Genomic DNA, 21,346 nt, shown 5'->3' with positions numbered 1-21,346 from the left:
AAATGTACGCATCTCCCTATCTGCAGAAAGACCGCGAGCGCAAGTTGTTGGAGCAGCACCTGGAGAAAGTCCGGGAGCGGTGGAAGAGTCAGGACCTGAGCGTCCTCGAAATGTACGAGCTCAAAGGCAAGCTGATGACCGAATTGCACGCGGCGCCGCCTGCAGTGCGGGATCGGATGGAGGCGGAGCTCGACATGTTGGATAACGTGCTCAAGGAGGAGGACCCCAAGCCGGACACCGAGGATGATATTGCAAGCCTGCGGGCGCATGGCATGAAGGACGAGGCCGACGACCTGGAGCATTTCCACAATAGGCGCAACAAGCGGGAGGAAGTGGACAGGCTACGCGCACGGCTGGAGCTCCCCGACTTGCCTGGCTACGAGAAGCCCAGCATTGAAACCGCGCTGAAGAAAGCGCAGGAGGAGTTGGCCCAGCTGGACAGCCATAACCCCTATGAGCGGGAAGACCGGATGCGCGCTCTACGGGCTGAGGCTGAAGTCCTGAAGGATCAGATCAACAGCCTAGGCACACCCCAGAACGATACCAGCCGTCGGATCCGCCAAGGCTTCGTGGAAATGCGGGAGGCCCGGCTTGCCGAAGCCTACGCGCTGGAGCAGGGCGAAGATCGCACCGATGAAAGCGATGTTGCGTAAGCGGCACGCTATAACGCGAGTAGCATAACGGAGGGTTTGCAATGGAAGCTGTAATTGAAACGAACAATGTGCCCCGGCCCGGAAGCGTGTGCCGTTTCACCGCGGATAACTTCATCCCGTCGGGGGTAACGCTTCGAGTGGCCGGCACCAACGACACCGGCCCGGACTTCGACAAGAGCTATACCACAGACGAAGCCATGACCATTCAAAAGGCCGTAAGCAAATTGTGTAATGCCATCACCACCAGGTCGGTCTCGCCTCCGGAGGGGCCGCCGGACCTGAACCTTACCGCCTGGACTACCCAAGACCACGAGGGTGCGCGGCTGACGCTTCGACCCTGTGACGGCTTTGGCGCCGTGCAGATCGCGTCAGTATCAATCAATGAGTAGGTGACGGCTATGGCACTCAATACGCAAACTTCTGGCGCCCTCGGTGGCGCTGCCCAGGGCGCTGCTACGGGCTTTAAGCTGTCGGGCGGTAATCCCATAGGGGCGGCAGTCGGCGCGCTTGCTGGCGGCCTCCTGGGCGGTCTGACTGGTGGTTCGGATAAGAAGGCAAAGCGGCTGGCGGGACTGCAGGCGGACCTGATCCGCAGGACTGCGCAGGAGAACCAACGCCGGGCGGAGCTCGAAATGGGGCAGGTGTTGGGCTATGGCCGTGCCGCCATCGCGGCGGGTAACCTCCTGGAGACCGGCAGCAGCCGCAATTACATGAACCAGCTTCGTTCGCAGTTCCAGCAGGATATAGAGTGGGAGCGCGTAAAAGCGCAAATGGAGGAAAAAGCCGCGCGGATGGGTGGGCAGATCACCGCGGGACAGATTCAGGCACGCGGCCTTTCCTCAATGATCGGCGGATTTCAGCAAGCAGCTGTAGCGTTCGGCCCGATATTTTCATCGAAGCCAAAAGGTGGATAAAAGCTTGCCAACCATACGATTCGAGTCTAGGATTTAAGGGTGGCAGCACAATCTGCCATCAGGATTGGAAACCTGGAAAACCAAGGCGCACAGGCGCTGTTCAGCGTCTTTTTTATGCCTGCGATTTATGGCGGGCTGGCGGGCCACTTCGGTGGGCCGGTCCTTGGTCCGGTATTTCCAACCCGTCAGTTCGCCTCCTATCGATTGGAAACGAGGGAGGCAGATAACTTAAACCAAGGAGATACAGACCATGAATGCAAACAATCCCTCAGTGACCCACGCTCAGAAAGTATTGGAAAGCCTGCAGAATATCGAATCCCGAGGCACCCGAGTGCTGGGCATCGCGTCGGGCCTGCAGTCGATCGGTAAGCTAATCCACCGCAGTCAGCACGATACCGGGTATGAACTTGTCCGGGAAGAGGTCGAAGGCCTGGGGCTCGCCGTGGCTGCCCTGGGCGACGCTCTCGCCGATGTGTGGTGCGAGATTGACGACGCCCTGGCGGACGGCATGCATCCGGCTGGCAGCTAAGAGGCACACGTCTACCACCAGCCCGCCATGCGCGGGCTTTTTTGTGTCTGGCCAGCGGGCAATGGTCGCAGCCAATCATTGTCGGTTGTTTGCATTCAGGTAGCTGCTAAGTAGGCTAGTCCGCCGTAGAATAGAAAAAACCCGATGTAATCTAGCAAGCGTGATGGCCTGGGGCCTTCTCCTAGAAGCTTCAAGAGTTGGTATGCGCCCAAAATCACGCAGGCCCAGACAATGTACTCAACTAGGTTCATAAGAAAACACTAGCATGCCGATGGCCAGAGTAATACTCCTGTATGTGTCTGAGATTCTGGACTACCCGAACCCTCGAATAGACCGGGCCGGGCCACTGGGGTTATACTCGTACCTCGCTTTGTCATCCCGGACAACCGACAGGCGAAAAGTGCCACCAAAAGTGTCACCACATACCTCGGGGGGTATAGCTCAGCTGGATAGAGCAACGGCCTTCTAAGCCGTAGGTCGAGGGTTCGAGTCCTTCTGCCCCCGCCATGTAAGGTTCTGAAATATAAAGAAAACCGAAGTCTTCTTTTGTCGTTTTTATAAGACCGGAACCCCAATAGGGCGGTTCTTATTGCTGGTCCGTCTTCCTTCTTTAGCTGAAAACCTTGCTCGTCGCCTTATCGATCAGCGTCCACCCGATGTAAAGGGCCCTCCGCATGCCATAGAGTGGCATCGTGATTGACAAGGTGCGCGTATCATCATTTGATGCCTGAACGCTTGAAGCCTGAAAAGGAGTAGAACCATGGCTCTTCGTTATATAAAAATAATTCTCGTTATGTTTCTCGCGCTGCTATGTCTTCTGTACGGCGCACAAAACCTGGCAAATTTTGCCGAGGCACAGTGGTTCATGGCAACCGTTCTGAGTATGCAAGACCATGTTGCCTACCCACATACTTTTGCCTTTTCCATAGAGAACCCGGTACTGGTAAGCAGTTTGCTGATACTGGTAATTGCGCTCGAATTGGCAGCGGGAGTGCTATTGGCAAAAGCAGCGGTGGATCTCTTTTTGGCAAGGAAGGAATCGGCTACCGCTTTTAATCATGCAAAGTACTTTACCTATATCGGGGCAGGCATTGGCTTGATCGTCTGGTTTGGCATGTTTACCGTGCTTGGCGGCGCATTTTTCCAGATGTGGCAGACCGAGCTTGGTGGGGGTGCTTTAGCAGGCTCTTTTCAATATGTGGGTTCAATTGCTCTTGTTACCCTGTTTATAAGCCTCCCGGATAATTGACTGCGCGTGCTTTCCCAGATCGATTGATCCTTGCCTTTCCACGTTTCCGATGAATTTTCAGCTGCTTGCGTTGTCAGTTGTCAGGCTCAGGTTGGGAGCAGGTAATTTACCAGTACTTCGATGCTACAATGCGAGATCTGACCCCAGTCCCTGGGTTGATGGAAAATAGCGTGTATTTTACGATCAGACGGTTTTAGGAACGAGGCAATATGACAGGTTTTACCCGAGTAACACTCGCTGCGGTGTTAGTGAGTGCGCTTGTTGCTTGTGGGCAACAGGCGAACACAGACCAGCCAGCATTGGTAGAAATAGACAAAAATCCCTTCCCGACCACCTACACCCCCTTGCCATCACCTCCTGTGGTGATCACTCTAACGTGACCCTGCTGGACGGTGTTGGCGGTATGCTTGAGGGCGCTTCGGTGCTGTTTGAAGCGGGTAAGGTAGTTGCTGTTGGTACGGATTTTCAGATTCCCGATAATGCAGAGGTCCTGGATGGTACGGGCAAATGGGTTACCCCCGGCATCATTGACGTACACAGTCATTTGGGGGTTTATCCATCACCGGGAACTGACTCCCATTCTGACGGCAATGAAATGACCAGGCCGGTTACCGCACAGGTCTGGGCGGAGCATTCCATCTGGGTACAGGATGCGGGTTTTAGTCGGGCACTGGCGGGCGGCGTAACCGCGTTGCAAATCCTGCCGGGCTCAGCCAACCTGGTGGGTGGCCGCACAATAACGGTAAAGAACCTGCCGAATCGTACTGTTCAGTCCATGAAATTTCCCGGCGCGCCCTATGGTCTTAAAATGGCCTGTGGTGAGAATCCCAAAAGAGTATACGGCAGTAAAAAAGATGGTCCGTCGACCCGCATGGGTAATGTGGCCGGCTACCGTCAGGCCTGGGCCGATGCGCAGGATTACAAGCGCCAATGGGAAAAGTACCGCGCCGAACACAAGGCGGGCAAGAATCCGACTCCTCCCAAGCGGGATCTTACGATGGATACTCTGGTAGGTGTGCTGGATGATGAGATCATGGTACATATGCACTGTTACCGTGCCGATGAGATGGCCATCATGATGGATCTGATGAAAGAGTTTGGTTATCAGATAACGTCTTTCCAGCATGCTGTCGAGGCCTACAAAATCACTGACCTGCTGGCTGAGAACAATGTTTGTTCAGCCATGTGGGCTGACTGGTGGGGCTTCAAAATGGAAGCCTATGACGGTATTCGTGAAAATGTGCCCATGGTGCATCAAGGTGGCGCCTGTGCGATTGTTCATTCTGATGATGATCAGGGAATACAGCGTCTGAACCAGGAGGCCGCCAAGGCATTGGGTGACGGTTTGCGCGCCGGTATCGAAATATCCAAAGCCGATGCCTGGCAATGGTTGTCAGCGAATCCGGCAAAATCACTGAAGATTTTTGACCAGACCGGTTCGCTTGAAGTCGGTAAAAATGCTGACCTTGTACTTTGGAGTACCGACCCGTTCTCTACTTATGCAAAGGCCGAGCGCGTCTATATTGACGGAGGACTGGCCTATGACCGCCAGGATCCGGAAAGCTGGCCGGTGCAGGATTTTGAGCTGGGCCAGCCTGGCCAGGGAGACGCAAAATGAGACACATCGCCATTGTATTACTTGCAGCCATGAGCTGCGTCGCTGCGCAGGCTGAAAATGTCGCCATAATTGGTGGCCACGTGCACACCATGTCCGCGCAGGGTAGCCTTGGGAAAGGCATGGTACTTATCGAAGACGGTCGTATTCAATCAGTCTCCGAGCTACAGACGGTGCCTGCGGGATACCGGGTAATCGACGCTACGGACAAGGTGGTTACGCCCGGCCTGATTGGCGCGTACACGTCGCTGGGGCTGGTAGAGGTGGGCATGTCTGCCGGAACGGTGGATTCAACTGTCGAGAGTGTGGATGTCAATTACTCACCTTATGGTGCTGCGCTGGATGTCAGCTATGCCTTTAATCCGGACTCAACGCTGATCGCAATAAGCCGCATCGAGGGCTTTACATTAAGTGTCTCGGCAATGTCCGATACCCCCAGCCTGTTTGGGGGCCAGGGTGCGGTATTCAGCCTGGGCGATGATGACAACCTGGTGAAAAAACAGGCATTCATGACGTTGTCAGTGGCCAACGCAGGTGCCGATAACAGCGGGGGCAGTCGGGCGGCTTTATGGCCAAAGCTGGAAAATGCCCTGGCTGAGGCGAGGTCGCTGGAGGGCAAGGCACTGGGCCCAAAAGATGAGTGGAACGGCAGTATGAGCAAAGCAGATGTTAATGCGCTGCTGCCAGTGGTGTCTGGTAACACCCCCCTGTTTATCGACGCTCGACGCAAAGCCGATATTCGTCAGGTGGTTGCTCTCAAGGAACGTTATCCGGACTTGAATCTGGTATTACTATATGCCTCAGAAGGCTGGCGTGTTGCCGATGAAATTGCAGAGGCGGAAATACCGGTTATTGTTGATCCTGAAAGCAACTTGCCGGTCAGCTTTGAACAGCTGGGAGCGACCATGGCCAACGCGGGCAGATTGGATGCTTCAGGTGTCAGTGTTTCTATCGGCATGGAGACACATAACCTGCGTCTGGCAACCCAGCATGCGGGCAATGCAGTGGCCAACGGTTTACCCTGGGAACAGGGTCTTGCAGCACTGACCATTAATACTGCTCGATTGCTGGGGATCGATAAGGATTATGGCAGTCTTGAGCCAGGCAAAGTGGCCGATGTGGTGATTTGGTCGGGAGATCCGTTACAGGTGATGGAGGCCCCGGAAAAAATATTGATCAAGGGTGCCGAAATCAAGCTGGAATCCCGACAGACCAAGCTAAGGGACAGGTATATTTCCTCTTAACGCCTGTGCTTGCATCCCGCATACAGCTGGCGCCAGGCGTATCTGCATAACGTCATTGACCGCCGCCAGCGGTCTGCGGGTGAAGCACCTGATTGTCGAAATAGCCGGAATCAATTTGAATGAAGTTGCGATTACCGGCTCGCAGGGCCTCCTCACCGATAGCCTTCTAGTCTGTATTCGAATCCCGTAACCGCTGGCTATACCAGTTAGTAATCCACCTGATTTGTTGAGCACTTCTCATACTGGCAAGCATAAGACTCTCACAAATCTCTATGCTTTTCTCCCAATCTTCTCGATCGGTGGACATATGGCTTAGTGTTTCAATGCAAAGCGTTTCGATGGTTTGAGCGTTCGACGCTATTCTTTCCATCACATGATCAATTTCGTGATCCGTGAATATTTCGGGCGGGCCTATGGTGTTGTTATCAATGATGCTCATAGAAATGGCCTCATTATTTTTGGTTTTCACCGGATGTTTAAACATCTTTGGGCCGTAAGCCTGTCAACATATCCGGAGATTAGATCGGTGTCAATTTCCCGGGAACCCCGGGGAACTGGCGAATTTAAGGGTTGTCAATCAAGACGGGTTGGCTGGAAAGGGATCAATGGACCAATGCTGCAATGCGAGACCTGACCCCGGCTGTTGCTACAATGCGAGACCTGACCCCGGTTTGCTGTGTTTGACGCCTTCGAGAAAGGTGTGGGTGGTGCTTTCGAGTAGTGCGTAGACATCGGCGCCGGGGAGAAAGCGATCAATATGACCGTGCATGGCGATGCCGCTGAGGCCGTGGGCCATGGCCCAGAGTTTGATGGACAGGGCGAGGGCATCCTCATCGCTGCGGCCTATTTTCAGGCACCAGGCGCGCACGGTGTCTTCGAGTACGTAGAAGCCCGAGCTGCTGGCGTTGTGGTCGGGTTTGGCGACCTGGCGCAGGCTCGAATCGCCCCACATCAGGCTGTAGAATTGTGGGTGCCCGGTGACAAAACGGATGTAGCCTTTGCCAATGGCGATAATGGCATCAACACTGCCTTGTTCTTCTTTTGCCGCACAGGCTTCGGCTTCGAGCCCGAGCGTGAAAAAAGCAAACTCGAGTACCGCCTCCAGCAGGGCCGTTTTATCCTTGAAGTGGCGATAGGGTGCAGCGCTGCTTACTCCGGCGCGGCGAGCGGCGTCAATCATCGCAAAATCCTCACTGCCTCTTTCCTCAATCAGGGTTGCCGCAGCGATGATCAGCGCATTGCGCAAATCGCCATGATGGTAGCGTTTGTTTTTTTCGGTTTTGCTCACGACATGTCGCTCTCTGTTCATGTTGGGGACGCCGTCATGGCGCCGGCAGCGACGGTTTTTCGGCCCACCCGGTTTACCAGGAGAAACATCGGGGGTACCAGAAAGAACGATACAACCGTAGATAACAGTACGCCACCGGCAATCGACATTGCGAAGGGCGGCCAGAATTGGCTTCCTTCGAGAATCAGTGGTAAAAATCCACCGAAAGTTGTCACAGTAGTGGATACGATATGCCGGCTTGAGCCCATCACTACCCTGCGCGTCGCGTAGAGACCACCAGCCAGGGCACCCTCGTCCAGTTGCAATGCAGTCATGATTATAATGGCCGCGTTGATTGATACCCCCACCGAGCCTATTACCCCGATCATGGCCTGCACCCCGAACGGATACTGGAAAATGGCGAGTGAAAGCAAGCTCAGGCCCATGGAGCAGATGCAGACCAGTATCGCGATTGCGGAAAGGCGCCAGGAGTTGAAGGTGAGTACGATAGTGGCGATCAGCAGCGCGATAATCAGTCCCATCGACCCCATGATCTGCTCGACAACCTCGGCGCGTTCGCCACTATCTCCGCCAAATTCGTAGCGATAGCCCTGGGGCAGCAGTATTGGGTTGTCAGTGAGATCCTGGCGTAATTGTTCCAGTGCTTCTTCCGGCAGGATGCCCCGCGTCAGAAAGGCCTGGACAGTGTTTGTGCGCTGGCCGTTGGTGCGTGCAATCGGGCTGCGTGACGGTGCCAGGGTAAAGTCGCCGAGGCTGCGCAGGCTCACTGCATTGAGGGTGTCGGCGCGCGACTCCAGGCCATTGGGTAACGGCAGGTACAGGGAGGCAATGTCATCGGCACTGCGCCAGGCACTTTCTTCCAGCCGGGCGCGCACCGGCAGACGCTGGGTGCCCTCCAGTAATTCGCCACCGGTGACCCCGCGCAGGGCCCCGTCGAGTGCCGCCGCAACATCCCGGGCCTGCAGCCCCGATCGCTGCAGCAAAGTGCGGTCGGCGTTGAATATCAGTTTTGGGGCGCCTGCGACCAGGCTGGTATTGGTGTGGGTGACATCGGGCAGCTGTTCCATGCGCAGGCGGAACGTCTCGCCAAGGTCACGCAAAATATCGAGGTTGTCACCATAAATCTCAATTTCCAGTGGTGCACTGACCGGTGGTCCCTGATCAATGCCACGAACGATAATCCTCGCCTGTGGATACGCCGTATCGACTTCGCGTTGCAGGCGCCTGATCAGGTCATCGGTTTCTTTAGCGTTGCGGGTGAGTACCAGCGCCTCCGCCCAGCTTGGCATCCGTTCGCGGCTGCGGAACATGTTGTAATAAAAGGCGGGAGCGCTCTCGCCAATGGTCCAGTCAACACGGCGAATTAGCGGGTCCCCGCGTAACCGGGCATCCAGCTGTTCGACCAGCGTGGTGGTATCCTGCAGCGAACGACCATCCGGGAGCTTAACCTGAAGATACATCTGGTCCCTGTCCGTGCCCGGGAAAAATTGTGCGGTCAGGGTAGGGAAGCTCAGGAAGCCGGTAATGGGTAGCACCAGTGCCAGGGCGATGGAACTACCGGGATTGCGCAAAGACCAGTCCAGACTTCGAGTCAACGCCGCGCCCGAGCGCCCGCTGTCGATGCCGGTTTCCCACCAGTGGCCCTTCCTGGTCAGTCCCTTGGGCAGCAGCCACGCGGCCAGAACCGGGGTCACGATCAAGGCGAGTAACAGGGAGCCCACCAGCATCACCACCACAGCTATGGCAATAGAACCCATAAAATCCCCCGAGGGTCCGGGCAAGATAACCATGGGCATAAACGCCAGTACTGTGGTGGTCGCAGAAGACAGTAGTGGTATCCGCAGACGTCCAACCGCGCCGGTAATGGCGGACGTGGCGCTGTCGCCGTGGTCGATCAGACGCTTTCGCACTTCATCGGTCATCACGATGGATCCATCTACCAGCAGGCCCAGTGCGACCACCAGGCCGGTAACGGACATCTGGTGAATGGCTACACCCAGCTGATAGAGTACGGCGATGGAAAACAGGCTACACAACGGCAGGATAAAGGCCACAACCAGGGCCGCCCGCCAGCCCATGGTGAACAGCAGTACCAGAATCACCAGAACTACACCGACTGCAAGGTTGGCCGAGACACCTTTGAGGCGCTCGACGGTATAGACGCTCTGGTCGTAACTGATTTCAATATTGACTCCCCGGGGTGAGAGCAGCCGGTAGTCCGCAACAAAGTCAGTGAACTGCTTGCTCCACTTGTCTACCTGGAGGCCGTCGGTCATGGCGATTCCCACCAGGATGCCTTCCTTGCCCTGGGCCAGTACGCGCGCCGCCGGTGGCGTTGACCGGGTCTTGTAGACGCGAGCGATGTCACGCAGGAGGATGCCGCCGCCGTCGGCATCGGCACGTAATACGACATCCCGAATCCGCGCCAGGGAATCAAATTCACCGGCCACTTCAATGATCAGTTCGTTGTCGTCCCCGATACTCCGCCCTGCCGATACCCTTGGATCGGCCGCCCGCAATGCCGCCGCTATTTCAGCCAGGCCGAGGCCGCGAGCTACCATCGCCTGTTCGTCAAGCGCGACTCGTACCTCTTCTTCAGGTTCGCCATAAAGGTCCACCTGTTTGGTGCCGGAAAAGTTACGCGCACGGTCGGCAAAATCCAGTGCTATCCGGTGCAGTAGTGATAATGGTACTTCCACGCCGTTGGCCCCGTTCAGGGCAACAATCATGGTGTAGGCGTTAAGGCGATCATCGTCGAACACAGGTGCCGACGCACCCACCGGAAAACCGGCGGCAGCATCGCTGGCCGCATCGCGTATTTCCGACCAGGCCCGTTCGATGCTCTCTGCACTGAGGGTTTCAACCAGGGTAATGCGCAGCGATGCAACACCGCTGGAGGAGGTCGAGCTGATTTCATCGATTTCGGTGATTTCGCGTAATTCATCTTCCAGAGGCCGGGTGATCATGGCTTCAATGCGGGCGGGGTCCGCACCGGGGTAGAAGGCGGTTAGCGTGGCAACAAAATTGGTGATGGTGGGATCTTCCTGCCGGGCGATTGAGCGCAGGCCGGCCAGGCCCACGATGATGATCACCAGGACCAGCAGAGTAAAGTAGCGGACGTTGCCATACAGTATGCGGGCCAGCATATCAGTACTCCCTGTCCAGGGCTTGCACCGGTGTACCCGCCGCTATGCGATGAACTCCATCGGCGATGACGTCTTGCCCGGATACAAGGCTACCGCGTACATAGGCGCGATCACCATCCACTGCGAGCACTTCTACGGCCTCGCGAACGGCTACGGTGGAGCCCCCTGTAGCCTGCTCCAGGCGCAGCACGGTCCAGGCGCCTCGCTCGCCTTCCAGCAGGGCGCTAATCGGCAGCCAGCCGCCGTTCGCGGCAATGGTCTCTTGCAATTGCAAGCTGACGGTTTCACCGTCGAGTGCGTTAGCGGTATCAGGTAATTCGAATAGCGCAAGGGCGGTATGAGTATGGGGATTGATGTCTGCACCCACGGCGCGCAGGGTTGCCTTCACGGCCCCGGAGCGCAGCTCCAGCAGGTAGCGCTGCCCCGGCTGCAGCGTGTCGAGTTGCGGTGCCGGCAGGCCGATGCGGGCCTCTGGTGCGCCTGTGCTCACCAGCTGTATTACCGGGCTGCCGGCGGCAACCACGGTGCCCGGATCTGCCCGGCGCGCCGTAACCGCGCCGTCGTAGGGGGCATATAAAGTTGCATTGGCCAGGTCAATAGCCAAGCTTTCCAGGCGTTCGCTCAGTGCTTGTCGTCCCGCCTCCAGGGCCACTACAGCCAGTCGCGCTTCATCGAAGTCCTGCTCGGAGACGGCACCACTGGCGCGCAAATCCCGCTGCCGCTTGGCCCGCAGCCTCGCCAGTTGCAGCTCCGCCTCGATACCCGCCAGCTCGGCTGTCGCGATCCGATGCTGCGCGGCAAGCCGATCAGTATCCAGGCGCGCCAGAACGGTGCCCGCGGCTACGCGGTCGCCCTCACGGACCGTGAGCTCGGTTAACACGCCGGGAATCTCGAACCCGAGGCTGGATTTTTCCCGGGCTTTGAGGAGGCCGCTAAAGCGAACACTGCGCTGGTAATTATCCTGTGGGGTGAAAGGAGTGGTCAGGACTGGCAGTGGCTCTGGTGCGGGATGCTGCTGCGCCATGCCGGCCCTTACATGCAACAGCACAGTCAGAATCAGGGTCAGGCCGGCAGCAAGCAGCAGGCTCAACAGCAGCGCGAGCTGGCGGGAGGGGTAATGCCGGTAAAGGGATGCCATCTGGATCTGCTCAATGTTAATTGGAGTAACATGCAAAGTTACAGCAATTAACATTGATGTCAAGTGCTTGCAGCCGGCGCCCGTTTCCGCGACAATGCGCGCCCTTGCCGATTGCGGGCAGGGTATTGTGGTGATCCGGGTGGTCCCCTCGCAACGACAGGTAGTGAACTCCGCCAGGCCCGGAAGGGAGCAACGGTAATTACTGATTCGTGTGCCGGGGTGTGGCTGCCCGGGTCACCTCCACTACGGCGCTTCGCCAACCTTTCTGTTAGCCCCCTCGCTGGTGTATCCTAGTGCTTTTGTAGCAAGGCCCCGTCTTCATGTCCTATCAGGTTCTGGCGCGCAAGTGGCGACCCCGCAGATTCAGTGAAATGGTCGGCCAGGAGCATGTCCTGCAAGCCCTGGTGAATGCACTGGACCACAACCGCCTGCATCACGCCTACCTGTTTACCGGTACGCGAGGCGTTGGTAAAACGACAATTGCGCGTATTCTCGCCAAAAGCCTCAACTGTGAAGTGGGTGTCAGCTCACAACCTTGCGGCCAGTGTAGCTCCTGCATGGAAATTGCCGAGGGGCGCAGTGTCGATCTGCTGGAAGTGGATGCGGCGTCGCGTACCAAGGTCGAAGACACCCGTGACCTGCTGGAAAACGTGCAGTACTTGCCCACCCGTTCCCGTTACAAGGTGTACCTCATCGACGAGGTGCACATGCTATCGAACAGCAGCTTTAACGCCTTACTCAAAACTCTTGAAGAGCCGCCGGATCATGTCAAGTTTCTCCTTGCCACCACCGATCCGCAGAAGTTGCCCGCAACGGTATTGTCTCGCTGTTTGCAGTTCAACCTGAAGAATATGGCTCCGGAGCAGATTGCCGGGCATCTGGCGCACGTTCTCGGCGAAGAGATGGTCACTTTTGAAGAACCGGCACTATGGTTGCTTGGCCGCGCGGCTGACGGCAGTATGCGCGATGCACTCAGCCTGACCGACCAGGCTATAGCCTTTGGCTCCGGGGTTATTGCAGAAACCGCTGTCCGCAGCATGCTGGGCACGGTGGATATGCGCTTTGTCTACCAGTTGCTGGAAGCGGTGGCCGCGGCAGACCCTGCGGCGGTACTGGATACCGTTGCGACGATGGCTGAGCACGCTCCGGATTTTGAGTCCAGCCTTGATGAAATGCTGTCCCTGTTGCATCGGGTAGCGATTGCCCAGGCTCTGCCGGGCAGGCTGGATAACAGTCGCGGTGACGCCGAGCGGGTGGAGGCCCTGGCGGCAATTATCAGCGCGGAGGACGCCCAGCTTTTTTACCAGATGGTGCTCAATGGCAAGCGTGACCTGGCTTACGCCGCGGAACCTCGCGGAGGCTTCGAAATGACGCTGCTGCGGATGCTGGCGTTCAGGCCGGCGGTGTTGCCGGGCGGAATGCCGGTATCGGGTGATCAGGGTCCTGCGCCTGCCGCCGGGGAGGTCGGTGGCGGCGCAAAAAAGTCGGTTGAGCCCCAGGGTGGGCTCCCCGATCCGGCCCCGACCACTATTGCCATTCCGGCTGCCACTGTTACTTCCTCTCCGGTAGCGACCGCAGCGCCGATCAGCGTGTCCCACGACGTGCCAGCTACAGTCTCGGCTGCCGATCCGGCCTTACCCGCAACCACCAATCCCGCCGCGGATACAGCACCGCAAGCGTGGGCTGAATTGCTGGCGGGGCTGGGCCTGGTTGGGATCGTCTATAATATAGCGTCACACTGCGTGCTGCGCGAGCAGAGGGATGATCACTTTATTTTTGTACTCGACCAGGATCACGCCAGCCTGTTCAATAGCGGGCACAGCGACAAGATACGGCTGGCATTGCAGAACTACTTGAGTCGGCCGGTGTCTGTCTCTATTGAGCCTGGCAAGCCCACCATCGAAACACCGGCGCAGCGTACCAACAGGCTGGCGGCAGAGCGCCAGCGCGAAGCGGTTCAGGCCATTGAGTGTGACCCGCAACTACAGCAACTGATCCGGCATTTTGACGGCGAGTTGGATCGGTCATCGATTACGCCAATGGATCCCTGAGGAAACGGCATGAAGGGCAGTATTACAGACATGATGCAGCAGGCGCAGAAAATGCAGGCTGATATGGAAAAGGTACAGGAAGAGCTGGCCAGGGCAGAGGTTCAGGGAGAAGCCGCTGCGGGCCTGGTGACGGTTGTCATGACCGGTCGTCACGATGTCAAGCGGGTGAGTATTGACGACAGTGTGCTGACCGAGGACAAGGAAGTGCTTGAGGATCTGCTCGCGGCGGCGGTAAATGATGCCGTGCGTAAAGTCGAGGCCCATAATAAGGAGGCCATGTCCGGCCTGGCTTCGGGGCTTAATCTGCCGCCGGGCTTCAAGCTGCCGTTTTGAGAGCTGTGCAATGAAGTTCAGCCCGTCCCTGACCAACCTCATAGAGGCTCTGCGCTGCCTGCCCGGTGTTGGGCCGAAGTCTGCCCAGCGAATGACGCTACATCTACTGGAGCGTGATCGCGAGGGCGCCATGGCGTTGGCATCGGCCCTGGAGACCGCTGTTGCCAGGATCGATCACTGCAGCTTGTGCCGCAATTTTACCGAGCTTGATATTTGTGAGATCTGTTCCGATACCCGGCGTGATCGTCAGGTCATCTGCGTGCTGGAAACGCCCGCGGATGTGCTGGCCGTTGAGCTAAGCGGCAGTTACCGCGGCCTCTATTTTGTATTGATGGGGCATCTGTCGCCCATCGACGGCATTGGCCCGCGGGAGATTGGCCTCGACAAGTTCCGTGACCGGGTGCTGGAAGAGGGTATCGCTGAAGTGATTCTGGCCACGAACCCCACGGTGGAGGGTGAGGCTACCGCTTACTATCTCACCGATATGTTGTTACCCCGAGGCATAAAGGTGTCGCGTATCGCCCACGGCGTGCCGCTGGGTGGCGAACTTGAGTATGTTGATGGCAATACCCTGGCTCACGCTTTCACCGGGCGCAGACAGTTGTTGCAGGAGCAATAAATGGATTGGCAATTAATTGAATCGGATGCCGCGCTGGCGCAGGTGCTCGCGGACCACGGGGATTGCGAGGCGGTCGCCGTGGATACCGAATTCATGCGTACCAACACGTTCTATCCCCAGGTCGCCCTCGTGCAACTCTGCTTTGGCGACGATGCCTGGCTGGTCGACCCGCTGGCGCTGGAGGATCTGGAGCCGATGCGGCAGTTGCTGCGCAATCCCCGTGTGGTAAAGGTGCTGCATTCCGCCAGCGAGGACCTTGAGGTCTTTGAGCGCTGGCTGGGGGTGCTGCCGGAACCCCTGTTCGATACCCAGCGGGCCGCAGCACTGATCAATCAAGGCTTCGGGATGGGCTACCGGGCACTGGTACTGGACCTGTGTGGTATTGATCTGCCCAAGGGCGAAACCCGCTCCGACTGGCTGCAGCGCCCGCTCACCGCTTCGCAGTGCGAGTACGCGGCGCAAGACGTTGCTCATTTGCTACCCGCCTGGCGTCACTTGCAGGCGCAATGCGTGGCTCAGGACAAGCTCGACTGGGTGCTGGCAGATGGCCGGGATACCCTGGCTGCATTTCGGGCTCCCGCTGTAAACTATGCCCAGCGTGTCAAATCATCCTGGAAACTGGGCCGGCGCCAACTGGCCAGGCTGTCGGCGCTGTGTGACTGGCGCGAAGAGGTCGCCCGGCAGCGCAACAAGCCCCGGGGCTGGATCATTGATGATGCCACCTGCCTGGCCCTGGCCACGAACAATCCCCAGTCCACGGCGGAGTTGGCGCGAGTGGAAGGGCTCAGTGGTGGGGTCATTCGCCGTGACGGCGATACGCTGCTTGCCTTGCTTGCGCAACAGCAGTCACTGGCCGACGATGCTTTGCCACCGCAGCTGCCCCAGCCACTGGATGCTGGAGCCCGCAAACTGCTGGCCAGGCTGAAAACCCGGGCCAGGGCCGTGGCTGCGGAACAGGGAGTGGCCCCGGAGGTGTTGTTGCAGGCGCGCGACTATGAACTGCTACTGCGCCAGGCAATGGGTGCCGACCTGCCCGAGCCCTTGTCCTGGACCGGCTGGCGTCGTGATATTGCACTGAAGCCCCTGCGTGAAACCCTTGCCGGTGAGTTGGGCTGATGCGCATCTGTCAGGTGTTCAGAAGTCCGCGCACGGCTGAAATGTATCTGTACGTTGACAAGCAGCGTGGCCTCGAGGATGTGCCCGAGGCCTTGCTGGCTCGTTTTGGTGATCCACAGCCGGTTATGGTGTTATTGTTGAAGCCGGAGCGCCGCCTGGCGCGGGTGGCTGTGGCAGATGTGCTTGCGGGCATTGAGGCGCAGGGTTTTTTCCTGCAGATGCCGCCCAGTGCGGCGACGCTACTGCAGCGGGAGGGAATCGGTGAGTGAGTGGTGGGAGCAACCCCTGGAAGCACTCAACACCGAGCAGTGGGAGGCGCTGTGTGATGGTTGCGCCCGCTGCTGCCTGCACAAGCTTGAAGACCAAGACACCGGCGATATTTTTTTCACCCGTATTCGTTGCCGCTACCTGAACGAAAACCGTTGCAGTTGTACCCGCTATAGCGAACGCACCCGGCTGGTGCCGGAATGTATTGAACTGACGCCAACCAACAGCGCCGCCCTCGAGTGGCTGCCACCGACCTGTGCCTACCGGTTGCGGGCGCGGGGAGAACCGCTTCCCGAGTGGCATCCGCTGCGCACAGGCGATCCGCAATCGGTGCACGCCGCTGGCATTTCCATCCGTGGAAGGGCAATATCAGAAGAGCACGTGCATCCGCAAGGTTATGATGAACATATCATCCACTGGGTTGAGTAGGAAAATGTATGGCAGGTGAGGGCGGTTATCTGGCGGCAATGCTGATCTATATTGGCGCGGCGCTGATAGCGCTGCTGGCCATGGCGTGGTGGCTGCGGCACAGCTGGCGGCCGGTCTGGATCTGGTTGCTGGTACTGGTGGGCGCTGCTTTGCTGCTTACCCCGGCTTACCCTCACGAGGGCATTACGACGCTTGCACCGGCGCTGGTGGTGGCGGCTTTCCAGCTGTTGACTGCAGGTCCCGAGGCCGCTCAACACGCGTTTCGACCGTTGGCAGTTGCCCTGGGGCTGGCGGTTTTGATCACTCTTTTTCTACGACTGGTGCTATTGCGCAACGGTCGCGAAACTACTGCCGGGCGCAGCTGAGGAGAACCAACCATGCAACAGCTATCTGTCAATCGTGGCCAGTTTGTCGCTCTATTAATGGTCCTTGTATGTGCCCTGCTGGTTGCAGCGGCACCCAGGGCGGACACGAGTCTCGGGCCAAAGCCGGACCTGCGGCTGCTGATCGATATTTCGGGCAGCATGAAGCAGTCTGATCCCGAGAATCTGCGCCGGCCCGCACTGGAACTCATCGTACGATTGTTGCCCGAGGACGCTCGAGCCGGTGTGTGGATATTCGGTGAATCCGTGACCCAGATTGTGCCGCATCAAAAGGTTGATGCGGCCTGGCGGGAACGTGCGCTTGAGGCGGTGGGGGCGATTGACAATTCGGGGCAGCGAACCAATATCCCCGCCGCCCTGGAAGCGGCAACCTATGATCTGGGCAGCATGAACCCGGAGTATCGCACCAGTATTGTGCTGCTCACCGACGGCAAGGTCGACGTTTCCGCATCGCCGATGGCAAATGCCGCCGCAGCGCGCGAATTGCTGACGGACACCGCGCCGGACCTGGGTGCAACGGGTATACCGGTACATACCATCGCTCTTTCCGATGAAGCCGACTGGGACTTCCTGCGCTCACTGGCTCACGCGTCTGCCGGCAGTGCCGAAAAAGCACAAACTGCGGCCCAGTTGACGGAAATTTTCGTGCGCTCGCTGGAAATGGTCGCCCCCACCCCCCGCGTGCCCGTTATAGGCAATATTTTCCTGATTGACGATACTGTCGACGAATTCACCGCTCTGGTGTTCTATGAACAGGCAGACACAGTGGTTTCCCTGGTCAGCCCCTCGGGGGACCTCTTTGCCCCCGGCGACGAGCGCCCTGGAGTGGACTGGTTTCGTAGTAGCCAGTTCGCCCTGGTCACAGTGGTTGATCCCGAGCGAGGAGGCTGGACGCTGCAGGCGCCCGATGGCGCACGTACCCGGGTGTCGGTGATTTCCGACCTGGAACTGGAGGTTGACCCACTACCCAATAGCTTGCCGTCGGGCCGGGTTACCGAGCTCGGGATCCGCCTGCGCGAGAGTGGCGAGGTGATCACCAGTCCCGAGTTGCTGGAAGTGTTTGATATCAACGTGGTCATTACCGGCCCCGATGACTATCGGAATACGATTGATGTCAGCGGCCTTTACCCAGTGCCGGAAACAGGTGAATACCGGGTCAGCATTCCTCCCTTTGAAACCGGTGGCCGGTATGAAATTACCGTCTTGCTTGCCGGGCCGACGCTGCAGCGCGAATTGCCGATGTACGTGGACGTGGTTGCGCCGGTGGTGACACCCTCAATCAGTACCCGGCCGGTTGCCGTGCCCGAAGATGACTTTTTACGCCCGGCACTGACCCTGGCGGGAATCCTGTTGGCGGCCCTTGCGCTCGGGCTTTGGCTGCTGCGCCGGCGCAAGCAGCGCAAGCTCGAATTGTGGCGGCAACGATTCCAGCAGGCACCTGCGGATTCGGAAGCGTCGGCAGTGGCCGGGATGCGCGCAGATGACGATGATAATAAATCGCCTTGATCTGGGGGCCCGCCATCGCTAACCTTGTGCGCTTTACTTTTTACCTGTTAACGGACTGATTATGAAATTTGAGGGAACCGAACGCTACATCGCCACGGCGGACCTGCGCATGGCGGTGAACGCGGCGGTCGCATTGCAGCGGCCACTGCTGATCAAGGGCGAGCCCGGCACGGGCAAGACCATGCTGGCGGAAGAAGTCGCCCTGGGGCTGGGCAAGCGCCTGATCCAGTGGCACATTAAAAGTACCACCAAGGCCCAGCAGGGGCTTTACGAGTACGATGCCGTATCCAGGCTCCGCGACTCCCAGCTCGGCGACGAGAAAGTGCACGACATCGCCAACTATATCAAGAAGGGCAAGCTGTGGGAGGCCTTTGATGCCGACGAACAGGTCGTTCTGCTGATCGACGAGATCGACAAGGCAGACATTGAGTTTCCCAACGATCTGCTGGTGGAACTGGACCGGATGGAATTCTTTGTCTACGAGACGGGTGCTACCATCAAGGCCCGACACAGGCCGATCATAATCATTACCAGCAACAACGAAAAAGAGCTCCCCGATGCGTTCCTGCGGCGTTGCTTTTTCCACTTTATCAATTTTCCCGATCGCGAGACCATGCGCTCGATCGTAGACGTGCACCATCCCGGCATTGCCCAATCGCTGGTCAAGGAAGCGATGGAAATCTTCTTCGATTTGCGCAGTATCCCCGGCCTCAAGAAAAAGCCGTCAACCTCGGAGCTTATCGACTGGTTGAAACTGTTGCTGGCCGACGATATACCCGATGCCATTCTCAAGGACCGCGACGCCAGTAAGGCGATTCCACCGCTTTATGGCGCCCTCCTGAAGAATGAGCAGGATGTGCACTTGCTGGAACGGCTGGCCTTTATGCATCGCAGGGAAAGCCGCTAAATCATGCTGGTTAATTTTTTCAACGGTTTGCGCGACGCAGGCGTGCCCGTAACTACCCGGGAACTGCTGGACCTGTTGACAGGGCTGGAACAGCATGTGGCCTTTGCTTCCATCGATGATTTTTACTACTTCAGCCGCACCTGCATGGTGAAGGATGAGAAGTACTTCGATCGTTTTGATCGCGCGTTTGGCCTGCATTTCAAGGAGCTGGAAGCTCTTGACGATATTATCGACGCCTTGATCCCCGATGACTGGTTGCGTACCGAATTCATGAAGCAGCTCAGTGAGGAAGAGAAAGCGAAAATCGAATCCCTCGGTGGGCTCGAAAAATTGATCGAAGAGTTCAAGAAACGTCTGGAAGAGCAGAAGAAGCGCCACGAAGGCGGCAGCAAGTGGATAGGCACCGGTGGTACCTCGCCCTTCGGCCAACAGGGTTACCATCCCGAGGGCGTCCGGGTGGGGCCCAACGGCGGCAATCGCAAGGCGGTAAAAGTGTGGGATCGCCGCGACTTCAAGAATCTCGACGATAGCGTGGAGCTTGGCACGCGCAATATCAAGGTTGCCCTGCGTCGCCTGCGCAAGTTTGCCCGCACCGGTGCGGCCGATGAGCTTGACCTGGACGACACGATCACGTCCACGGCCCGCAACGCCGGGCTACTGGATATCAAGATGGTGCCCGAACGGCATAATGCGGTCAAAGTGCTGCTGTTTTTCGATGTCGGTGGTTCGATGGACCCCCACGTCAAAATCTGTGAAGAGCTGTTTTCGGCGGCGCGCACTGAATTCAAGCATATGGAGTACTTTTACTTTCACAATTTCATTTATGAAAGTGTGTGGCGCAATAATGTCCGCCGCCATAACGAACGCATGCCGCTACTCGATGTGCTGCACAAATACAGTCATGACTACAAAGTCATTTTTGTGGGCGATGCCGCCATGTCACCCTACGAAATCGCCCAGCCCGGGGGTTCGGTCGAGCACTGGAACGAGGAGGCGGGCGAAGTGTGGATGCGCAGGCTTCGGGAAACCTATGAAAAGGTGGTCTGGATCAACCCGGTACCACAGGATGAATGGGAGTACACCCAGTCAACCGCGATGACCCACAAGCTGCTGGAAGGGCATATGTACCCCCTGAGCCTGAAGGGTCTTGAGCAGGCAATGTCCTACCTTTCGAAGTAGGCGCCAAAGGCGATCAGGCTGGCGGTAACCGCCACATTCAGTGATTCCACACCATTATTCATGGGTATGGCGAGTCCCTGATCCGCCTGCGCCTGGACCGCCTCTGATACCCCTTCCGTTTCATTGCCCAGTACATAAATGCAGTGGCCACGAGGACGGTGCTCAAACAGGGACAGGGGCGCATCGGCACGCAGGGTACAGACCTCAAAACCTGCCTTGCGGCAGTCCGCCAGTGCGGAAGGCAAGGTGTCACAATGGAGCAGGGGAGCACGGTATAAGGTGCCGGCGCTCGCCTTGATGACCAGTGGCCCCAGCGCGGCGTTGCCGCGTCTTGAGCACAGAATGCCGTCGATTGCACCGGCAGCAGCCGAACGTATGATCATTCCCATGTTTTGTGGATTGGTAATGCCATCCAGTGCCAGCAGGCGCTGCCGGGAAGCGGTCGGTGGAGCCGCCAGGTAATCGGCCAGCTGGCGAAAGCCCGGGCAAAGAATATCAGCCGCTACGCCCTGGTCTTGGCGACCATTGTGGGAAATACGCGCGAGTTCAGCTCTATTATGGCGGTGTACCGGAATACCGCGCTGTTCTGCCGCCCGCAGGATGTCACGCACCGGGCCGGTTTCGCGATTGCTGTCGGCAAGATGCAGGGCGTGGCAGGTGAGGGCAGGATCGAGTAAGGCCTCAAGTACCGGCTTGCGACCGTAGACGGTGAGCATCCTTTCGAAGAAAGCCTTGCGTTGGGTATAACGGCTACTGTTGTTGCCTGTGTTGTCGCCCATC

The 21,346-nt window shown here is 57.9% G+C and carries 21 protein-coding genes, 1 tRNA gene and 1 other RNA gene; 19 read left to right on the top strand and 4 right to left on the bottom strand.

Annotated features, from left to right (window positions below; all coding sequences use genetic code 11):
• Positions 1-2 precede the first annotated feature (2 nt).
• The 8 genes from CWI75_RS10680 to CWI75_RS10645 all read left to right on the top strand — a co-directional run bounded on the left by CWI75_RS10680 (position 3) and on the right by CWI75_RS10645 (position 6,204).
• On the top strand, positions 3-653 hold the full coding sequence (locus tag CWI75_RS10680; protein WP_101521488.1) for a hypothetical protein: 651 nt from the start codon (positions 3-5) through the stop codon (positions 651-653).
• 41 nt (positions 654-694) lie between these two features.
• A complete protein-coding gene (locus CWI75_RS10675) occupies positions 695-1,042 on the top strand; it encodes a hypothetical protein (protein ID WP_101521487.1) in 348 nt (115 codons plus the stop codon).
• 9 nt (positions 1,043-1,051) lie between these two features.
• On the top strand, positions 1,052-1,567 hold the full coding sequence (locus tag CWI75_RS10670) for a hypothetical protein (protein WP_101521486.1): 516 nt from the start codon (positions 1,052-1,054) through the stop codon (positions 1,565-1,567).
• Between the two features lie 250 nt (positions 1,568-1,817).
• Complete coding sequence (locus tag CWI75_RS10665; RefSeq protein WP_101521485.1) at positions 1,818-2,096, top strand: hypothetical protein; 279 nt, start codon at positions 1,818-1,820, stop codon at positions 2,094-2,096.
• Between the two features lie 430 nt (positions 2,097-2,526).
• A tRNA-Arg gene (locus tag CWI75_RS10660) sits at positions 2,527-2,603 on the top strand.
• A 253-nt stretch (positions 2,604-2,856) separates the two neighbouring features.
• Positions 2,857-3,345 (top strand): DUF2165 family protein, encoded by a 489-nt coding sequence (locus CWI75_RS10655; RefSeq protein ID WP_101521484.1) that lies wholly within the window; start codon positions 2,857-2,859, stop codon positions 3,343-3,345.
• Between the two features lie 376 nt (positions 3,346-3,721).
• Positions 3,722-4,963 carry an amidohydrolase gene (locus CWI75_RS10650; protein ID WP_241521176.1) on the top strand — a complete coding sequence of 414 codons (1,242 nt, stop codon included), beginning with the start codon at positions 3,722-3,724 and terminating at the stop codon, positions 4,961-4,963.
• Entirely contained in the window at positions 4,960-6,204 is a 1,245-nt protein-coding gene (locus tag CWI75_RS10645) for an amidohydrolase family protein (protein WP_101521483.1), read from the top strand. The genes CWI75_RS10650 and CWI75_RS10645 overlap by 4 nt, the downstream gene beginning before the upstream one ends.
• 646 nt (positions 6,205-6,850) lie before the next feature.
• Here CWI75_RS10645 and CWI75_RS10635 read toward each other — a convergent pair.
• From CWI75_RS10635 to CWI75_RS10625, 3 genes are read right to left on the bottom strand one after another with little or no spacing between them, the layout of a single operon-like run.
• Positions 6,851-7,513, bottom strand: coding sequence for a TetR/AcrR family transcriptional regulator (locus tag CWI75_RS10635; RefSeq protein ID WP_101521481.1), 663 nt, complete (start codon positions 7,511-7,513; stop codon positions 6,851-6,853).
• Entirely contained in the window at positions 7,510-10,638 is a 3,129-nt protein-coding gene (locus CWI75_RS10630; RefSeq protein ID WP_101521480.1) for an efflux RND transporter permease subunit, read from the bottom strand. Before CWI75_RS10630 ends, CWI75_RS10635 begins: the two co-directional genes overlap by 4 nt.
• Before the next feature lies 1 nt (position 10,639).
• Positions 10,640-11,776, bottom strand: coding sequence for an efflux RND transporter periplasmic adaptor subunit (locus CWI75_RS10625; RefSeq protein ID WP_162300054.1), 1,137 nt, complete (start codon positions 11,774-11,776; stop codon positions 10,640-10,642).
• Between the two features lie 137 nt (positions 11,777-11,913).
• Between CWI75_RS10625 and ffs the strand changes: the two genes are divergently transcribed.
• From ffs to CWI75_RS10570, 11 genes are all read left to right on the top strand, one after another.
• Positions 11,914-12,010: signal recognition particle sRNA small type (gene ffs / locus CWI75_RS10620), an RNA gene on the top strand.
• An 86-nt stretch (positions 12,011-12,096) separates the two neighbouring features.
• Positions 12,097-13,827, top strand: coding sequence for a DNA polymerase III subunit gamma/tau (gene dnaX, locus CWI75_RS10615; RefSeq protein WP_101521478.1), 1,731 nt, complete (start codon positions 12,097-12,099; stop codon positions 13,825-13,827).
• A 9-nt stretch (positions 13,828-13,836) separates the two neighbouring features.
• Positions 13,837-14,160: a YbaB/EbfC family nucleoid-associated protein gene (locus tag CWI75_RS10610; RefSeq protein WP_101521477.1), complete on the top strand. Its 324-nt coding sequence runs from the start codon at positions 13,837-13,839 to the stop codon at positions 14,158-14,160.
• A gap of 10 nt (positions 14,161-14,170) precedes the next feature.
• Complete coding sequence (gene recR, locus CWI75_RS10605) at positions 14,171-14,779, top strand: recombination mediator RecR (RefSeq protein WP_101521476.1); 609 nt, start codon at positions 14,171-14,173, stop codon at positions 14,777-14,779.
• On the top strand, positions 14,780-15,895 hold the full coding sequence (gene rnd / locus CWI75_RS10600; protein WP_101521475.1) for a ribonuclease D: 1,116 nt from the start codon (positions 14,780-14,782) through the stop codon (positions 15,893-15,895).
• Complete coding sequence (locus tag CWI75_RS10595; protein WP_101521474.1) at positions 15,895-16,164, top strand: YcgL domain-containing protein; 270 nt, start codon at positions 15,895-15,897, stop codon at positions 16,162-16,164. The genes rnd and CWI75_RS10595 overlap by 1 nt, the downstream gene beginning before the upstream one ends.
• Entirely contained in the window at positions 16,157-16,591 is a 435-nt protein-coding gene (locus CWI75_RS10590; RefSeq protein ID WP_241521175.1) for a YcgN family cysteine cluster protein, read from the top strand. The genes CWI75_RS10595 and CWI75_RS10590 overlap by 8 nt, the downstream gene beginning before the upstream one ends.
• Positions 16,592-16,599: 8 nt before the next feature.
• Positions 16,600-16,956 (top strand): hypothetical protein, encoded by a 357-nt coding sequence (locus tag CWI75_RS10585; RefSeq protein ID WP_101521472.1) that lies wholly within the window; start codon positions 16,600-16,602, stop codon positions 16,954-16,956.
• A gap of 12 nt (positions 16,957-16,968) precedes the next feature.
• Positions 16,969-18,480: a vWA domain-containing protein gene (locus CWI75_RS10580; RefSeq protein WP_101521471.1), complete on the top strand. Its 1,512-nt coding sequence runs from the start codon at positions 16,969-16,971 to the stop codon at positions 18,478-18,480.
• 61 nt (positions 18,481-18,541) lie between these two features.
• A complete protein-coding gene (locus CWI75_RS10575; RefSeq protein WP_101521470.1) occupies positions 18,542-19,387 on the top strand; it encodes an AAA family ATPase in 846 nt (281 codons plus the stop codon).
• A 3-nt stretch (positions 19,388-19,390) separates the two neighbouring features.
• Positions 19,391-20,566, top strand: a complete 1,176-nt coding sequence (locus CWI75_RS10570) for a vWA domain-containing protein (RefSeq protein WP_101521469.1) — start codon at positions 19,391-19,393, stop codon at positions 20,564-20,566.
• Here CWI75_RS10570 and CWI75_RS10565 read toward each other — a convergent pair.
• The gene (locus CWI75_RS10565) at positions 20,551-21,345 is read right to left on the bottom strand and encodes a TrmH family RNA methyltransferase (RefSeq protein WP_101521468.1); all 795 of its coding nucleotides are present in this window, start codon (positions 21,343-21,345) and stop codon (positions 20,551-20,553) included. The genes CWI75_RS10570 and CWI75_RS10565 overlap by 16 nt on opposite strands.
• Position 21,346 lies beyond the last annotated feature (1 nt).

Source organism: Kineobactrum sediminis (assembly GCF_002868715.1).
Classification (GTDB): Bacteria; Pseudomonadota; Gammaproteobacteria; order Pseudomonadales; family Halieaceae; genus Kineobactrum; species Kineobactrum sediminis.
The sequence above is the reverse complement of the archived record's forward strand: the minus strand, read 5'-3'. Positions and strand labels throughout refer to the sequence as shown.

Excerpts from the sequence above, each read along its gene's own strand:
- CWI75_RS10585 (WP_101521472.1), top strand. The coding sequence starts at position 16,600 with ATGGCAGGTGAGGGCGGTTATCTGGCGGCAATGCTGATCTATATTGGC.
- CWI75_RS10610 (WP_101521477.1), top strand. The coding sequence starts at position 13,837 with ATGAAGGGCAGTATTACAGACATGATGCAGCAGGCGCAGAAAATGCAG.
- recR (WP_101521476.1), top strand. The coding sequence starts at position 14,171 with ATGAAGTTCAGCCCGTCCCTGACCAACCTCATAGAGGCTCTGCGCTGC.
- CWI75_RS10655 (WP_101521484.1), top strand. The coding sequence starts at position 2,857 with ATGGCTCTTCGTTATATAAAAATAATTCTCGTTATGTTTCTCGCGCTG.
- CWI75_RS10665 (WP_101521485.1), top strand. The coding sequence starts at position 1,818 with ATGAATGCAAACAATCCCTCAGTGACCCACGCTCAGAAAGTATTGGAA.
- CWI75_RS10635 (WP_101521481.1), bottom strand. The coding sequence starts at position 7,513 with ATGAACAGAGAGCGACATGTCGTGAGCAAAACCGAAAAAAACAAACGC.
- CWI75_RS10625 (WP_162300054.1), bottom strand. The coding sequence starts at position 11,776 with ATGGCATCCCTTTACCGGCATTACCCCTCCCGCCAGCTCGCGCTGCTG.
- CWI75_RS10630 (WP_101521480.1), bottom strand. The coding sequence starts at position 10,638 with ATGCTGGCCCGCATACTGTATGGCAACGTCCGCTACTTTACTCTGCTG.
- CWI75_RS10645 (WP_101521483.1), top strand. The coding sequence starts at position 4,960 with ATGAGACACATCGCCATTGTATTACTTGCAGCCATGAGCTGCGTCGCT.
- CWI75_RS10595 (WP_101521474.1), top strand. The coding sequence starts at position 15,895 with ATGCGCATCTGTCAGGTGTTCAGAAGTCCGCGCACGGCTGAAATGTAT.
- CWI75_RS10675 (WP_101521487.1), top strand. The coding sequence starts at position 695 with ATGGAAGCTGTAATTGAAACGAACAATGTGCCCCGGCCCGGAAGCGTG.
- rnd (WP_101521475.1), top strand. The coding sequence starts at position 14,780 with ATGGATTGGCAATTAATTGAATCGGATGCCGCGCTGGCGCAGGTGCTC.
- CWI75_RS10575 (WP_101521470.1), top strand. The coding sequence starts at position 18,542 with ATGAAATTTGAGGGAACCGAACGCTACATCGCCACGGCGGACCTGCGC.
- CWI75_RS10565 (WP_101521468.1), bottom strand. The coding sequence starts at position 21,345 with ATGGGCGACAACACAGGCAACAACAGTAGCCGTTATACCCAACGCAAG.
- CWI75_RS10580 (WP_101521471.1), top strand. The coding sequence starts at position 16,969 with ATGCAACAGCTATCTGTCAATCGTGGCCAGTTTGTCGCTCTATTAATG.
- dnaX (WP_101521478.1), top strand. The coding sequence starts at position 12,097 with ATGTCCTATCAGGTTCTGGCGCGCAAGTGGCGACCCCGCAGATTCAGT.
- CWI75_RS10670 (WP_101521486.1), top strand. The coding sequence starts at position 1,052 with ATGGCACTCAATACGCAAACTTCTGGCGCCCTCGGTGGCGCTGCCCAG.
- CWI75_RS10680 (WP_101521488.1), top strand. The coding sequence starts at position 3 with ATGTACGCATCTCCCTATCTGCAGAAAGACCGCGAGCGCAAGTTGTTG.
- CWI75_RS10570 (WP_101521469.1), top strand. The coding sequence starts at position 19,391 with ATGCTGGTTAATTTTTTCAACGGTTTGCGCGACGCAGGCGTGCCCGTA.